Genomic DNA, 15,658 nt, shown 5'->3' on the forward strand with positions numbered 1-15,658 from the left:
CTGCGCAATTGGGCTCATGGGTTATAGCAATCAACGGTTGGTATGACATGCTGCGTCGTGCGCATGCATGCGGAATAGATGGCATCATCCTGACGGTGGATACTGCCATTACGCCCATGCGGGCGCGTGATGTCCGCAACGGGTTCCGGCGCATGACGCGTCCCTCGGTTGCCCAGCTTCTTTCGATGGCTGGCAGGCCGGGATGGAGCCTACGCATGCTGACGGCAGGAAAAGCCCGCATCGGCAATCTCGCCCCTTATGGCATGGGCCGGAATTTGTTGGAGGAAGCACGCAATGCTGCGGCTGAAATCGATCCCTCCCTGACATGGCAGGATCTGGCATGGCTCCGTAAGGAATGGGGTGGCAGGCTGATCGTCAAGGGAGTGATGGATGCGGCCGATGCCCGCCAGTGCGTGGACAACGGGGCGGATGCGCTGATTGTCTCCAATCACGGTGGGCGGCAGATGGACCCATCGCCAGCAACACTGTCCGTATTGCCGGAAATTGTGGAAGCCGTCGGGGATCGGTGCGAGGTCGTGCTGGATAGTGGCGTGCGGCAGGGGGGTGATATTGTCACCGCGCTGGCGCTGGGTGCATCCGGGGTGGCGTTGGGCCGCCCGTGGGCATGGGCGCTGGCGGCTGGCGGACGGAAGGGCATGGACGCCCTGACAACCGGCCTGTCGGGTGAAGTGCGCGATGTCATGGGACTGGCCGGGGTTCGCAATATGGCCGAACTGGTGGCCCAACGGAAGCAGGTGCTGCGTCGGGCCTGACCATTTTCCTTACATATACTGCCGGCCACCCAGACTGTACCGGCTGCCGGGGTAGGTGAAGATGCCTTTCATCACGATCCTGTCCTGCACCCATGTGCGGCGGACCAGTTGCAGACAGGCTTCCGGCGTTTCCAGTTCCAGCAGGTGCTGGAGTTCCTGCGACGGGGTGATGGCGAAAATGACGTGTTCGATTTCATCCGGTCCGGCAATGTGGTACAGGTGCCGGTGTGGATGCGCGATGGAAAAATCCTGATTCAGGTAATCCGGCGCAAAGTGTGGTGAAACATAACGCTCTTCCACCTGCAGGGGCGTATCGTCCTCATAATGCACGATTACGGAATGAAACAGCTTGCTGCCCGGACGCTGGTCGAACGACATGGCCAGGTCAACATCGGCCCGCGCCGTGTCCAGCGTGATGACGCGGGAGCGGTGGGTATGGCCGCTGGCAATAATGTCATCGGCAATATCATGTAACTGCAGCAGTTCGGCGCGTGGGGCAGGGCGGGCGACGAAGGTGCCGACACCCTGCGCGCGCGTGACCATTCCTTCCGTCATCAGTTCACGCAGGGCGCGATGTACCGTCATGCGCGATACGCCGGTAATTTCCACCAGTTCACTTTCGGATGGCAGGCGCTGGCCCACCTTCCACTCTCCCCGCTTTATCCGTGCCGTGATATACTGCTTGATCTGTTCATAGCGCGTGATTGCCTGAGTTTCAGCAATACCTGTAGCCATATTACAGTACTCAATTCATGGTCTATGGCAGCCTGCGGGGCGCCGGATGGAAAACAAATGATCAGGCGTCATCTTAACATAGTCTTACATACATGATGAGGCAACGTAACACAACGCGGATTGCTGGTCCTGACCGGGCAAGGGCGCAATATACCGTATCCTGCCATGCATGATTTCGCCTGTCGTAACATGGTGGACCGCATTACTGGCGCAGGTTGCGCGCCACGAACCGCGCACGGGAACAATAACGGCATCCGCCTCTGCATTGGGAAAGAACGTTGTCGTTACCGACCGGATCGCGGCGTCGGGGAACCTGTCAGGCGCAAACATGATGTTCAGTACGGAAACGGCACCTTCATCCAACCGGCACGTAAGGGGAAGCATGCCGGAAAACGACAGGACCGCCCCCGCACGTTCCAGCCGCATGCATTCGCGTGTGGGCAGGATCAGTTCCAGCCCGGCGCCGGACAGCAGCGCCTGCTGGCGCTGCATGCCGGGATAGGCGGAAAAGGAACAAGACCGGTCAATGGTCGCGATACTGACCCGCCAGCCGGAAGATTCCGTAACGGGCCGGGTTATGCCCTGCCCATTTTTCCATGGGCGGGCGGGCAGTATCCGGATGGAAGATATCCGCAATGTCACGGGCTGACTGCCGCGGGCAGCAGCATGCCGGGATTAAGGATATTGCGCGGGTCCAGCGCCCGCTTGATTGCGTGCATGACCATAATCGCGTCGTTGCCGTGCTGGTTGTGCATGAACATCTGCTTGGCAATGCCAATGCCGTGTTCCCCGCTTATGGAACCCCCAAGGTCAAGGGCGCGCTGGATGATCTTGTGATCAAGCGCCTGCGCGCGCGCCCATCCGTCCGGTTCTGGCGGGATCAGGATGACGGTATGGAAATTGCCGTCCCCCACATGGCCGACAATGGGGGCGACCAGACCCGATTTCTCAATGTCCTGCTTGGCCAGTGTAATCATGTCGGTCATGGCGGAAATCGGCACGACCGCGTCGGTAGTCATGCCCTTGTGCCCCTGTCGGTAGGCCATGCAGGCCCAGAAGGCGTCATGACGGGCTTTCCATAACCGGGTGCGTTCCTCCGGGCTGGCGGATGCCCGGAATGACAGCCCGTTGTGGTATTCGGTGATTTCGCGCAGCAGGTCCGCCTGTTCCGTGACCGATGCCGGGGATGCATGCAGTTCAAAGAACAGGGTGGGCAGGGGACGATATCCTTCCAGTGATGAATATCTGATACAGGCATCCATCTGCACGTCATCCAGCAGTTCCAGCCGCCCGATGGGCAGGCCGGCCTGAATGATGGAGGTGGCCGTGTCTACGGCATCCGCCAGTGTGCTGAACTGGCAGGTCGCCCCCAGAATGGTTTCAGGCAACGGATGCAGGCGGGCCTGGATTTCCGTAATGATGCCCAGCGTGCCTTCCGATCCGATCAGCAGGCCGGTCAGGTCATACCCGGTCGCGGATTTGCGGACATTGCCCCCCGTCTGGATGATTTTGCCATCCGCCATCACGGCGGTCAGGCCCAGCACGTTCTCGCGCATCGTGCCATAGCGTACGGCCCCCGTGCCGGACGCACGGGTGGCGCACATGCCACCCAGCGTTGCTTCCCCACCGGGGTCCACGGCAAAAAACAGCCCGTCGCTGCGCAGCAGGCCATTCAGCTGCTGGCGCGTCACCCCGGCCTGCACCCGGCAGCTCAGATCCTGCGGGCGGATGTCGGGAATGGCGTTCATCTGCGACAGGTCAAGGCTGACGCCGCCTTTCGTCGCGGTCAGCTGCCCTTCCAGTGATGTTCCCCCGCCAAAGGGAATGACCGGCAGGTACAGGTCATGACAGGCAGAAACGATGGCCGCGACTTCTTCCGTCGTCCGGGCAAACACCACCACGTCTGGCTGTGCGGCCGGGTCGGGGGACTGCCAGCCTTCGCCATGCGCATGATGCTGCCGGACCGTCGCATTGGTGGAAATCCTGTTCCCCACCAGGGGCTGGATGCGTGCGATGAAGGTCTCAATGGCTGTCATCGGTCTGTCCCGTTTCAATGGAGAGGGCACGGAGGAAACGGTCATTATCCGCAGGCAGGCCAACGCTGACGCGAAGGCATGTTTCGAATCCTTTTTCACGCCACGGTTTGATGATGACGCCATGCCGCAGCAGGCGTTCCGCAAGGGCGGAAGCATTCTGACCGACGTCAAGGAATATGAAGTTGGTATGCGACGGCACGGGGGCATAACCCTGTCGCGTCAGTTCATTCATGAAGCGTGCGCGTTCCGCCACGGTTGCTGCGACGCTGTCGTGCATGTGCGTCCTGTCATGCAGGCATGCCAGCGCCATGTCCTGTGCCGCCATGTTGGTGTTGAACGGATCACGCACCTTGTTCAGGGTGCCGATGACGCTGGTATCGGATGCCAGCGCGTAGCCAATTCTCAGACCGGCAAGGGCATAGGCCTTGGAAAACGTGCGCAGCACCAGCCATGGCCGTGCCTGCCGGGGCAGGATTTTCGTGGCGTCGGGATAATCCGGGCTGCCAAGGGCGTATTCGTAATAGGCCTCGTCAATGACAATCAGGGTATCTTGCGGGCAGCATGCCACCAGTTCCAGCATGTCGGTTGCGTTCATCATGCAGCCGACCGGGTTGGATGGATTGGAAAACATGAGGATTTTCAAGGGGGCGGCCTGAACCGCCCGCTTCATGGCCGGCAGGTCGAACTGACCTTCGGCGGTAATGGGAACCGCATCGACCCGTGCGCCCATCATTTCAGGCCATATCACATGCAGCCCGAAGGACGGCAGCACGGTCACGACCCGGTCGCCAGGGGAAAGATAGGCCTCGCAGATCAGGCGTATGATCTGTTCCGATCCATTGCCCAGCATGATGTGGTCCGCTGGCGTGCCCGTTGCCTGCGCCAGCGCATGGCGCAGTGTCGATGCCGTTGCATCGGGATAGCGGAATAGCTGGCGTGTCAGATTCTCCCACTGCTTCAGGGCGGCGGGGGACGGGCCATAAGGGTTTTCGTTGCTGCCCAGTTTTGAAATATGGGATGCGTTGTATTTCTGGCGTACCTCATCTTCCGACAGGCCTGCGTTATAGACGGGCAGGGCGGCAACTTCGGGACGGGCGGGCACGCATATTGACCGGGTAGGCACGGAAGAAGAAGCTGCCATGGAGATAGCCTTTTTCAATAAATTGCATCTACTTGTATATACATAGCGGCCATGACTGTTGTTGTAAATATGCAACGAGCATCCGCCATCGCGATTACCGGGTCAATAACATGTGCGATACGGCGCCCGGAAGGGCATGGCCCATGCGCAATGGACAGGTATGGCGAACCCTGTCCATACACCGGAATCCGTGGCGTGGACGTGCGTCCCGTTCTGGCTGCGCTGCGGTTCCGGCGCGCGTCACGCCGTGATTTGTCATATCGGGTATGCTGGCTTATATATATTGTGATATCGCAATAATATTAATACCGTAAGAAATCTTGATGGAGGAAGTGCATGACAGGTTGGTTTCGGCGCGTATCGGCCATGATCGCATCTGTCGTGGTTTCCTCACCGGGTCTGGCGCGGGCCGCCGATCCGGCACCCGTCCTGCAGGCGGAACAGAGTGATGTCGCCCAGCTTCCGGCAATGGGCGCGCACTGGGTCCTCCCCTATACCAAAACGACCGCAATCACCCTTTATGACGGGGATAACGGCCACGTTCTGGGCACGCTGCCTGCAACGCCACTGGCCAATACGGTCATTACACCGGACCGGCGGAGCATATACATAACCGAGACATCATGGTCGCTTGTCGATCATGGGGACCGGCATGACATGCTGCAGCAGTTCGATGCCCGCACACTGGAACGCGTGCGCGAACTGGCCCTGCCGCCGCGTGCGCTGGTGGGGCGCAAGCAGCAGAATTTTGATGTTGATGCCAATGGGAAGTTCGGGTTCATATTCGATCTCAGCCCGGCTTCCGCCGTCACGGTTGTTGACCTGTCCGCGTTCAGGGTGGTCCGCACGGTCGATATTCCCGGTTGCGCGCTGGTCTTTCCATGGCAGGGCGGCGGCTTTTCCAGCCTGTGTGGTGACGGATCACTGACCAATGTGGCGGTTGGATCGGACGGGAAGGCCACTGTTACCCATTCAAAACCGTTTTTCAGCGCGGATGGCGACCCGGTCTATGAACAGAGCCTGGCGGAACGCGCGAAGGGTGATGCCTATTTCATTACCTATAGCGGCAAGGTCATGAAGGCGCATCTGGGCCCGCAACCGGTTATCGAAACCGCATGGTCGATCCAGCAGGCGGCAGGCCAGCCCGTTGCCGGAACCGGGGTGCAGGAACTGGCGTGGCGTCCGGGCGGTACGCAGCCATTTGCCATGTTCTATTACAACCACCATCTCTTTGCCCTGATGCACATGGGCACATACTGGACCCACAAGACGGCAGGCACCGAAGTATGGGAACTTGATACGCAAGCCCATCGTCTGGTGCGTCGCATCGACCTGCCGGCACCGGCCAAGGCGGTGGCGGTCAGCCAGGACCAGAAACCATTGCTGTACGCCAATGGGGAAAACGGAAACCTGATGGTCATCGACCTGCAGAATGGGAAGACACTGCGCAATACCCACATTGACGCAGGCGCCATGACCCTCACGCCACCGTAAGAATCTTTTCCGTTAATTCATACTGTTCCCCTTGGTTTGGAAAATACTGGTCATGACTGAATCTTTTTTTGATAAGCTGGGTGAAAAGCTGACAAGGAAAATGGCGCAGGGAATTTCCCGTCGCAGCATGATCGCCAGGGCGGGAAGTGCGGCGGTGGTGACGTCTTCCCTGCCAGTTCTGCCCGTTCAGCGTGCACAGGCTGCTGCTGCACAGACGCCGCAATCCGCCGCAGTTTCGGATTTCGACCGCCGTGCCCAGTCCACGGATCCGACAAAATGTGATTACTGGCGGCATTGCGCCATTGACGGGGTGCTGTGCGGATGTTGTGGCGGTGGCGTGCATACCTGCCCACCCGGCACACAGCCATCCCCCGTATCGTGGATAGGGACCTGCCGTAATCCTGTCGATAACCGGTCTTATGTCATTGCCTATCGGGATTGCTGTGGGCGCACATTGTGTAATTCATCCCCCGATTGCCATTGTAATACTGAAGACAGGGAGCTGCCTGTTTATCGGCCCCAGGCCAATAATGACATTATCTGGTGTTTTGGGGGATCGTCTGCGGTCTATCATTGCTCCACAGCGGCACTGGTCGGGCAGGCGGAATAAATACAGGAATTTATATATAAATAGCGGAATTGATCTGTATTCATTCGGTGTTTCATTAATTTTTTCTGTACAAATACAGAAAAAATGAATTTACCGAATGATACGGTATTTCCCGTGACGTGTGGTTCCTCACGCAGCATGCATGGCCGGTTTGACCATGCATACAGTTCTTTCCGCCGTTCCGGGCACCAGTCGTCCATGTCCGGTAATGTTGTCTATAAAAAAATAAATTCATGGGAAGAAAAGAGAATTATATAATGTTATCGAATATTTCAAGAAATACTCTTTTTGCTTGTGGCTTTCTGGCATGGGCCACGGTGCCTTCATATGCGCATGCCAGTGAACTGAAACAGGCGCAGCTTAAGGAATCCCGGAATGCATTGGAAAACGAAGCATTTTATCAGGCGCCGCAGGATGGTAATGCCCCCACATATCCGGGCGCACTGATCCGTCAGGAACGGGCAACGGATTATACCTTGCCACCGGGTGTGCAGGCCTACCGTATTCTTTATCATTCGCTGGACGCCACGCGGCATGATGTCGTCTCGTCCGCTGTCGTGCTGGTGCCGGCAGGACCGGTACCGGCTGGTGGGTGGCCGGTTGTGGCATGGGCGCACGGCACCAGTGGTGTCGCCCAACAATGCGCGCCATCACTGATGAAGAACCTGTATTACGGGAACGAAGGGCTTTTCGATTTTCCTGCACATGGCCTTGCTGTTGTCGCAACGGATTATCATGGGCTGGGCACGTCCGGCGCCCACCAGTACATGAACAAGCTGGCCCAGGGTTATGATGTCATCTATTCGGTTGCGGCCGCACGGTCGGCCGTACCGGCACTGGGAAGCAGGTGGGTCGCCGATGGGCACTCCCAGGGCGGCATGGCGTCATGGAGTGTCGGGGAAATGGAACATGATATTGCCGATCCCGGCTACCTGGGAACGGTATCGGTTTCCGGCACGATCAATATGCCAGATTTCGTTCATCCGTTACCGGGAGAAGGGGGCGAAAGTTTTTACACCCCCATGGTGGCGTATGGCCTTCAGGCCCGTTACCCGCAGTTTGATCCGCGTTTCATGCTGAATGATGCGGGCATGACGCATTATGATGGCGCGGTCAGGCAGGGCTGCTGGTACGTTGCCAGCGCCCTGTATGACGGCCAGTCCATTGACAGTATTACAAGGAAGGGCTGGCTGGATAACAAATTCGTCCAGTCCATGTTCCATGAGGACGCGGTGGGGCGCCAGCCACTCAAGGGGCCGCTTCTGGTCATTACCGGTGGTGGCGATGTGACAGTGCCCCCGGAAGGGGTCAGGGCGACGGCGCGTACGGCCTGCCACAATCACATTCCGCTGTCTTTCACTGAATTACCGCGACTGGATCATGACCCGACCATGATCCAGTCCACCGCCATGCAGATTGCGTGGATCAAGGACAGGTTTTCGGGCAGGCCGGCGCCGGAAAACTGCGACAGCCTGAAATGATACTGTCATCCACGCATGACGACGGGAAACCTGGCAGATTATGGCCTGTCAGGTATATCCGCGACTGATGAGGCACTCCTGCACCGCGCGTTCGGCTGCGTCTATTGCGGTATTGGTAAAGGCTGCCGCAGTGGAATCGGCATTGGCAATGGCGATCCGTCCATAAGGTTGCCGTCCGATCACATGGGGGCGCAGGGCTGCGGGCATGTACGGATCCCCCAGCGTATCGTAAGTATAGGCATAGCCATGGGGCCACCGGTTCACGGTCAGCCCGACAATATCGTGTTCATGGTTGAAACCCAGTGATCCGAACATGCGCTGAAGCTGGTCACGGGTTTTTGCCTCGATTTCGGGAAACGTCATGGCCAGCATTTCCTGGCGTCCCAGCCTGTTCTGTTCCTTGCGCGGCCGGCCCGGTGCATTCGCATTGCGTAGCAGGTGGATCATGGTCGGACGATCGGGGGCAGGATTGGTCGTGTATCCACCAATATCCACCGGTTCGTCCACCAGCAGACGGGTATGATAGGAACAGGGTGCATAAATTGATCTGGCGGCGCATCGGCGCAGCGCCTGCCCATTACGCAGCAGAACGGTGCTATACTGCATTGGAACCTTGGACGGGTATTTCAACGCATCCTTTTGTGCATCAGGCAGGGATGGCACAATAAACGGAATGATATTGTTGAAGCACGCCATGATGACATTGTCCGCCATGACGGCGTGACGTGTATCGGCCGTACCATCCGGTTTCTGATACACCACCCGCACGGGCCTGTTATCATTCGGCCGGGCCGGGTCGCCTGTATGTTCCACGCGCACGACCATGCCGTTCAGGCGGATCCGTACCGGACCCGGTCTGTCCAGCCGTGCATAATTTCCCTGTGCCATGATGACACCCGCTGCCGTTTGCGGCGTGCCAAAAAATGAAGGCACCAGCCGACCGACCAGCAGCCGTGCAGTGGTGGCATTGCCGTCGGGGAAATGGAAAACAGCCGATTCATGCGGTGTTTCGTGCGTGACCTCCATCCCGTTGAAACCGGGTGCCTCCGCCTTCATCGCGTCATAGGCGGGGCAGGTGTCCACACGCATATTGTTGCGATAGGCCTTGCCTGCAAAGAAACGGATGGCCCCGTCCGACATATGGGCATAACGGCGCAGGAATGTTTCGTAACTGATCGTGCGCAGCAGGGCCTGGCGGGCATCCGGCGTCATGTCAGGCAGGTAATTGATGGCTTGCGTATGCAGGCGCAGAAGATCGGCCCGGGTTTGATCATCCAGCGGTGAATCGTGGAAAAACCGCGCCCAGTTGCCATCATGGTAACCGGGAACAAGCTGATCCCTGCCGAACGTTTCCCGATCATAAAAAACAGCCGGTTCCAGCCCTTTCAGGCGACTGGTCTTGAGATAACCGGAATAGCTGTCCGGCCGGATGCCAAGGTCCATCAGCAGGGATGTCGCGGTATAGCTGTAGGGAAAGGGGGTTTCGATACTCATCGTCCCGCCGTAGCCCAGATATGTCTGTCCGCCGTAATGGAACTCGTTCCGTTTGGCATGGCCGCCAAAATCATCATGGTTGTCGATGATCAGGATCCGGGCATCCGGCCCCATTGCGCGCTGGTAGAACAGCGCCGCCGACAATCCGGATATGCCGGCCCCCACGACAACCAGGTCATAATGTTCACCTGTGTCCGTTGCCGTGACCGGCCCGGCAAACAGTCCGTCGCGTGCCGCGTGGGCGGCTTCGAAAGAACCGGGATACTGCCCGCGCAGTCCGGTCCGCAGCGGCGGGTAGGATGCCGCCGTGCCTTTCGGGGGAACCGCGTCGGGCGCGGCAGCCTGTGCACGGGGTGGCATGGCGTTCGCCATGATCGGCACGATGACGCCCTGTATAACGTTGCGACGTGTTATCCGGGGTGTATCGGCTGGAGATTTGTCAGTCATGCCGGGTCCATGGGTGTGGGTTATATCTTATTCATGCGCACCATGTTGCAATATCAGAATAAACTGCCACGACAACGCGTATGGTACGGCTTTCCGTCCGGAAGGGTAACGTTTTCAACCGGGAACGAAAAGGCATGGTCAGGATCGGGAATTAAGATTATTTTGCGAAACCATTCCGTTCTGGTTTCAAAAGGTCTTATTCCGGATGTCAAGGAAAACAACGGTTTCCACGCCCGCGATTACGCGTCGTGATTTTATCAATGGCGTGCTGGTCAGTGGCGCGACCGGCATGATGGAAGGGCAGGCGCGGGCAGCGGGTACGGCAGGTGTTGCCCCACCGGCACGGACAGGCATGCGTGGCAGTCATCCCGGTGCGTTCGAGGCAGCACATGCCCTGCGTGACGGAACCGTTCCGGCCCACAGGATCCGAAAGACGGGTGAGGTCTATGACCTGGTTATCGTGGGCGGTGGACTGAGCGGTCTTTCGGCGGCCCATTTTTTTCGCAAATATGCAGGCGCAGACAAGAAGATCCTCATCATCGATAACCATGACGATTTCGGGGGACATGCCAAGCGGAACGAATTCAGTGTCGATGGCACGCGCATGGTGCTTAACGGTGGCACGCTGGAGGTTGAATCTCCGGAACGCTACAACCAGTGGGCACGGATGATCCTGGATGATATCGGTGTCGATCTCGATCGTTACCTGAAGGAAAATGCGCCCAACGAGTCCCTTTATTCCAGCCATGGCATGGGACCGGGCCTGTTTTTTGATCAGGAAACATGGCATGCCGATACCCTGGTGCGCAGCGCCGTGGGGACGGAAAACTGCCTGAATGCCCATGCCCTGCAACATGCGCCACTCAGCCGCCACGCACGTGCCGACCTTATGCGCCTGCTTTCAGCGCGGCAGCCGGATTACCTGCATAGCCGCTCGGTTGCGGAAAAAAAGAAATTCCTCGCCAGTATTTCGTACCCGGATTACCTCAGCAACTGGGCAAAGGTCGATCCGTCCATCCTGTGGTTCTTTCGCAAGGCGGGCAGCGGCGTTTTCTGTGTCGGGTCGGATACGCTGCCCGCGCTGTTCGCCTGGACGCTGGGGCTGCCAGGGTTTTCGGGGCTGGGACTGGGGGATGTGCCGGAGGGGCTTCTGGCCGACCTGCCCGGCGGCCAGCACGGGCGGCAGAAGGAAAGCGGGCATAGCGTCCATTTCCCCGATGGCAACGCAACCCTTGCGCGCCTGCTGGTCGCCTCCCTTATCCCGGCTGCGACAAAGGCACGCACGCAGGAGGACATGGCAACCGCCACGTTCGATTATGCCGCGCTGGATCGGGCTAGGTCCAATGTACGCCTGCGACTGGGCAGCATGGTCATGAATGTTGCCCATGACGGCGCCCCGGATCAGGCGCGGCAGGTATCGGTCCTGTATACGGCTGCGGGGGATGCGTCCCCCACGCAGTATCATCAGGTGCAGGCCCGACAGGTGGTCATGGCATGCTGGAACATGTTCATTCCCTACCTTGTGCCAACACTGCCCGAGACCCAGAAGAAAGCACTTGCCTATGGCGTCAAGGGACCGATTGTTTACGTGAATGTGGCATTGCGCAACTGGCGGGCATTTGAAAAACTGGGTGTAAGTGAAATCCGTTGTCCGGGGATGTATTTTGATGAGATCTCGCTTGCCGAACCCGCGGCCCTTGGTGGACTTTCCCTGCCATCCGACCCTGATCGTCCCATCGTCATCCGCATGATCAAGACGTTCAGCGTGCCGGGTCTGTCAAAGCGCGAACAGTACCGGGCCGCGCGTGGCATGCTGCTGGGCATTTCATTCGAGACGTTTGAGCATGAAATCCGCAACCAGTTGCAGCGCGTGCTGGGTGCAGGCGGCTTTGACGCCACCCGTGATATTGCCGCCATAACCGTCAATCGCTGGCCGCACGGTTATGCCTATACCTATAACAGCCTGTATGATCCGGCTGAATGGGTGTTTACGGAAACACAAACGCGCCCCTGCGTGGTGGGCAGGCAGCTGTTCGGGCGCATTGCAATCGCCAATTCGGATGCGGCGGCCAGTCCCCATACCGACGCGGCCTTTCTTGAAGCCCACCGTGCCGTGACGGAACTGCTGGATGCGGGCCAGTATCCGTTTGTCCCGACCGTGCCCGGCAATGCGGCTGATACACATACCAACGAAGGAAAAATGTAAGTCATGACAGGCGACAACCCGATTTCCGCGCACGCCCACCAGATGTATTGTAACGGGCAGTGGGTTACGCCAGACGGACGGGAACAGATGGATGTCATCAATCCCGCAACCGAGCAGCCCTGCGCCCGCATCACACTGGGCAATGCCCGGGATACGGAACGGGCGATCAAGGCCGCCCGGGCGGCGTTTCCCGCATGGTCCATGTCCGACCGCGCCACCCGCCTGGCGGAGCTGGAACGGATTGTGGAGATCTATAAAAGGCGCATGAAGGAAATGGCCCAGGCCATTTCACTGGAAATGGGCAGCCCCCTGACCCGTGCGTATGACAGCCAGGCCTGGGCGGGGATGGCGCATCTGGAAGAAATGGTGACGGTACTGCGTGACTTCCCGTTTGAGGAACGACGCGATGACATGCTGATCGTCCATGAAGCGGTAGGCGTTACCGGCCTGATTACACCGTGGAACTGGCCGATGAACCAGATTGCCTGCAAGATTGCGCCGGCACTTGCGGCGGGTTGCACCATTATCCTGAAACCCAGTGAAGTTGCGCCCCTCAGCGCCCTGCTGTTTACCGAAATCCTTGATGAAGCTGGTCTGCCACCGGGTGTGTACAACATGCTGAACGGCACCGGTCCCGAAGTGGGGGAGGCGATGGCCCGTTCCCCGCTGGTCGACATGGTCTCCATTACCGGGTCTACCCGTGCCGGTGCGGCGGTGGCGCGTCTGGCGGCGGATACGGTCAAGCGCGTTCATCAGGAACTGGGCGGGAAATCGCCCAATATCATCCTGCCTGATGCCGATCTGGAACAGGCCGTGGCGCAGGGCGTGCGTAAATGCTTCAGCAATTCGGGCCAGTCCTGCGATGCGCCAACCCGCATGCTGGTCCCTGCGGCCCGGATGGAAGAAGCACTGGATATCGCCCGCCGGACGGCTGCCACCATTCGCGTGGGTGACCCGACGGACCCGGAAATCGATCTGGGCCCGGTGGTCAGCCATCTCCAGTTCGATCGCATCCAGACGCTGATCCAAAAGGGGATGGATGAAGGGGCCACGCTGGTATGTGGCGGGCCGGGTCGGCCGGAGTGCCTGACGCGCGGGTATTATGTGCGCCCAACCGTATTCGGGAATGTGACGTCTGACATGGCCATTGCACAGGAGGAGGTTTTTGGGCCGGTTCTGGTCATAATGGCCTATGATAACGAAGAACATGCGATCCAGATCGCCAATGACACGCCCTATGGTCTGGCGGCATACATCCAGTCAGGTGACCTGTCCCATGCGCGGCATGTGGCCCGTTTCCTGCGCGCGGGCAACGTGAACATCAATGGCGCCCCGTGGACCGTTGCAGCACCATTTGGCGGATATGGGCAATCTGGCAATGGGCGGGAATGCAGTGTGTATGGTCTGCGTGATTTCATGGAAATCAAGGCGATCCTCGGATACTGGACAGCATCGTAATCGGGACTGAACAGTTCAGGCTGGCCCGTACGCGTCGTTTCCATAGTGGAGATGGCGCGGCGGGCACCAGTTGGCTGTATTGGGTCTTGGAGGCCATTTCAAAATAATTAAATAATAAAAAACAATAAAAATTTTTGAATGGTTCTTTTTTTAAAAGTGGCATCGAACTGCCTAATGATTGCGGGATATTTCAAAGGCTGATGTTTCAACAGCCATTTGGCGGATCTGATCGGAATTTTTAAAAGAGAAATTAATCTTATCTGAATATCCTTCTGCGCTGTCACATTGTTCTCGTGGAGAGGTTTATCAATGCACAGCGGCAGGCGGTTTACGGTTCATGTTCGGTTACTGCTCTGCTGTCTGATAACCGTGGCTGCCAATAACGCAAACGCTGCGCCTGCGCACAGGATAGCGGACATGTATGACCTGCGCGACATGGGTGCCAGACTGGATGGCGGTATTGATGATGAGTCACGGATCCTGGCTGCCTATGACGCGGTTCCAGACAATGCCACGCTGATCCTGCCATGCGGGAAATGGCCGGGTATGCGCAACAGATCCGGCTATCCCTGGGCACCTCATATCGCAGGAAAAACCGTGGCGTGGGAAGATATATGTGGTCTTTCCCTTGGCAATACGACGCAACCATTGGACCTGGCGCTGGGGGATGGGGATCTGTATATCCGCAACCTTGCAGGTGGGCGATGGTTCCGGCGCACGGATTTTAGAGCATAATCTGATCTAATAGGTTCATTTTAAGATTCCCATACTGGTCGAAATCTGATTCATACTATGTGCCGGTATGGAGGCCGGCCCGTATGACCCGAGCCCTGTCTGCTGACCTTCGCCGCCGCACGATTGCGGCTGTTGCCTCTGGCATGACCCGTCGTGCGGCGGCGGTTCGTTTTGGTGTGTCTTCGTCGAGCGTTATCCGCTGGGTTGCCGAGTGGCAGGCCAGCGGTCGTGACCATGCGCTTAAACAGGGCGGTGATCGCCGTTCTCACCGGATTGAAGCGTGGTCAGCCTTCCTGCTAGCCGCGATTGAAACAAAGGCCGATATTTCCCTTGTCGAACTGGCGGAGACACTTGCAGCGGAACACGGTGTCCGCTTTGCGCCGAGTACGATCTGGCGCTGTCTCGACCGTCACGACATGACCATCAAAAAAAACGGCGCACGCCAGCGAGCAGACACGGCCCGACGTCGCACAGCGGCGCGAGGCCTGGTTTGACAGTCAGCCTGACCTTGATCCGGCCCGTCTGATCTTCATCGACGAAACAGCCGTCTCAACGAAGATGGCCCGCCTGCGGGGGCGGTCACAACGGGGCACGCGCTGTCGGATGTCCGTGCCCCACGGGCACTGGAAAACCACGACGTTCATCGGCGGGCTGCGCCTCTCCGGCATGACAGCACCGATGATGCTGGACGGCCCAATGACCGGCGAATGGTTTGCCGCCTATACCCGCAAGGTGCTCGTTCCAACCCTGTCGCCGGGAGACGTCGTCATTCTGGACAATCTGCCCGCCCATAAAGGAGCCGCTGCCCGCGAGGCTGTGGAGGCAGTCGGCGCCAGGTTGTTGTTCCTGCCGCCCTACAGTCCTGATTTCAACCCGATCGAAAACATCTTCGCCAAAATGAAGGCGTGGATCAGACGGGTGGCACCGCGAACCCTCGACGCTCTTCAAAATACCGTCTGTGGAGCAATTGACGATATCTCTCATCGCCAGGCCGCAGCGTGCTTCACCGCCGCTGGATATGAACCAGACTGATCGGATTATGCTCTAG

General features: G+C 58.5%; 13 protein-coding genes. 8 read left to right on the forward strand and 5 right to left on the reverse strand.

Annotation, left to right across the window (positions count from 1 at the left end):
• Positions 1-773: alpha-hydroxy acid oxidase (locus GEU01_RS15620; protein ID WP_026018788.1), on the forward strand; the 773-nt coding region annotated here is incomplete at its 5' end.
• 9 nt (positions 774-782) lie between these two features.
• On the opposite strand, the gene hutC is transcribed toward GEU01_RS15620, so the two are convergent.
• From hutC to GEU01_RS15640, 4 genes are all read right to left on the reverse strand, one after another.
• On the reverse strand, positions 783-1,508 hold the full coding sequence (gene hutC, locus GEU01_RS15625) for a histidine utilization repressor (RefSeq protein WP_019086815.1): 726 nt from the start codon (positions 1,506-1,508) through the stop codon (positions 783-785).
• Positions 1,509-1,592: 84 nt separating this feature from the next.
• Entirely contained in the window at positions 1,593-2,150 is a 558-nt protein-coding gene (locus GEU01_RS15630; protein WP_019091024.1) for a HutD/Ves family protein, read from the reverse strand.
• Positions 2,147-3,544, reverse strand: a complete 1,398-nt coding sequence (locus GEU01_RS15635) for an FAD-binding oxidoreductase (RefSeq protein ID WP_019086818.1) — start codon at positions 3,542-3,544, stop codon at positions 2,147-2,149. Before GEU01_RS15635 ends, GEU01_RS15630 begins: the two co-directional genes overlap by 4 nt.
• Entirely contained in the window at positions 3,531-4,685 is a 1,155-nt protein-coding gene (locus GEU01_RS15640) for a histidinol-phosphate transaminase (RefSeq protein WP_232272575.1), read from the reverse strand. Before GEU01_RS15640 ends, GEU01_RS15635 begins: the two co-directional genes overlap by 14 nt.
• A gap of 336 nt (positions 4,686-5,021) precedes the next feature.
• Between GEU01_RS15640 and GEU01_RS15645 the strand changes: the two genes are divergently transcribed.
• From GEU01_RS15645 to GEU01_RS15650, 3 genes are all read left to right on the forward strand, one after another.
• Positions 5,022-6,179, forward strand: coding sequence for an amine dehydrogenase large subunit (locus tag GEU01_RS15645; RefSeq protein ID WP_026018789.1), 1,158 nt, complete (start codon positions 5,022-5,024; stop codon positions 6,177-6,179).
• 52 nt (positions 6,180-6,231) lie between these two features.
• Entirely contained in the window at positions 6,232-6,789 is a 558-nt protein-coding gene (locus GEU01_RS24580) for a methylamine dehydrogenase light chain (RefSeq protein WP_081499991.1), read from the forward strand.
• 317 nt (positions 6,790-7,106) lie between these two features.
• Positions 7,107-8,270 carry a lipase family protein gene (locus GEU01_RS15650; protein ID WP_019086820.1) on the forward strand — a complete coding sequence of 388 codons (1,164 nt, stop codon included), beginning with the start codon at positions 7,107-7,109 and terminating at the stop codon, positions 8,268-8,270.
• 48 nt (positions 8,271-8,318) lie between these two features.
• Here the strand turns inward: GEU01_RS15650 and GEU01_RS15655 are convergent, their stop codons facing one another.
• Entirely contained in the window at positions 8,319-10,211 is a 1,893-nt protein-coding gene (locus GEU01_RS15655; protein ID WP_026018790.1) for an NAD(P)/FAD-dependent oxidoreductase, read from the reverse strand.
• A 205-nt stretch (positions 10,212-10,416) separates the two neighbouring features.
• Here GEU01_RS15655 and GEU01_RS15660 point away from each other — a divergent pair, with 205 nt between their 5' ends.
• From GEU01_RS15660 to GEU01_RS24585, 4 genes are all read left to right on the forward strand, one after another.
• On the forward strand, positions 10,417-12,417 hold the full coding sequence (locus GEU01_RS15660) for an NAD(P)-binding protein (RefSeq protein WP_019086822.1): 2,001 nt from the start codon (positions 10,417-10,419) through the stop codon (positions 12,415-12,417).
• Positions 12,418-12,420: 3 nt separating this feature from the next.
• Positions 12,421-13,875: an aldehyde dehydrogenase family protein gene (locus GEU01_RS15665; RefSeq protein ID WP_026018791.1), complete on the forward strand. Its 1,455-nt coding sequence runs from the start codon at positions 12,421-12,423 to the stop codon at positions 13,873-13,875.
• A 417-nt stretch (positions 13,876-14,292) separates the two neighbouring features.
• Positions 14,293-14,610 (forward strand): hypothetical protein, encoded by a 318-nt coding sequence (locus GEU01_RS15670; protein ID WP_019086824.1) that lies wholly within the window; start codon positions 14,293-14,295, stop codon positions 14,608-14,610.
• 83 nt (positions 14,611-14,693) lie between these two features.
• Positions 14,694-15,642 (forward strand): IS630 family transposase gene (locus tag GEU01_RS24585; protein ID WP_240906627.1). Its coding sequence is split into 2 segments (ribosomal slippage): positions 14,694-15,034 and positions 15,033-15,642, totalling 951 coding nucleotides; the frame shifts between segments, so codons are not numbered across the junction.
• The last annotated feature ends 16 nt before the right edge of the window (positions 15,643-15,658 follow it).

This window comes from Komagataeibacter europaeus LMG 18890 (genome assembly GCF_000285295.1).
GTDB lineage: Bacteria > Pseudomonadota > Alphaproteobacteria > Acetobacterales > Acetobacteraceae > Komagataeibacter > Komagataeibacter europaeus.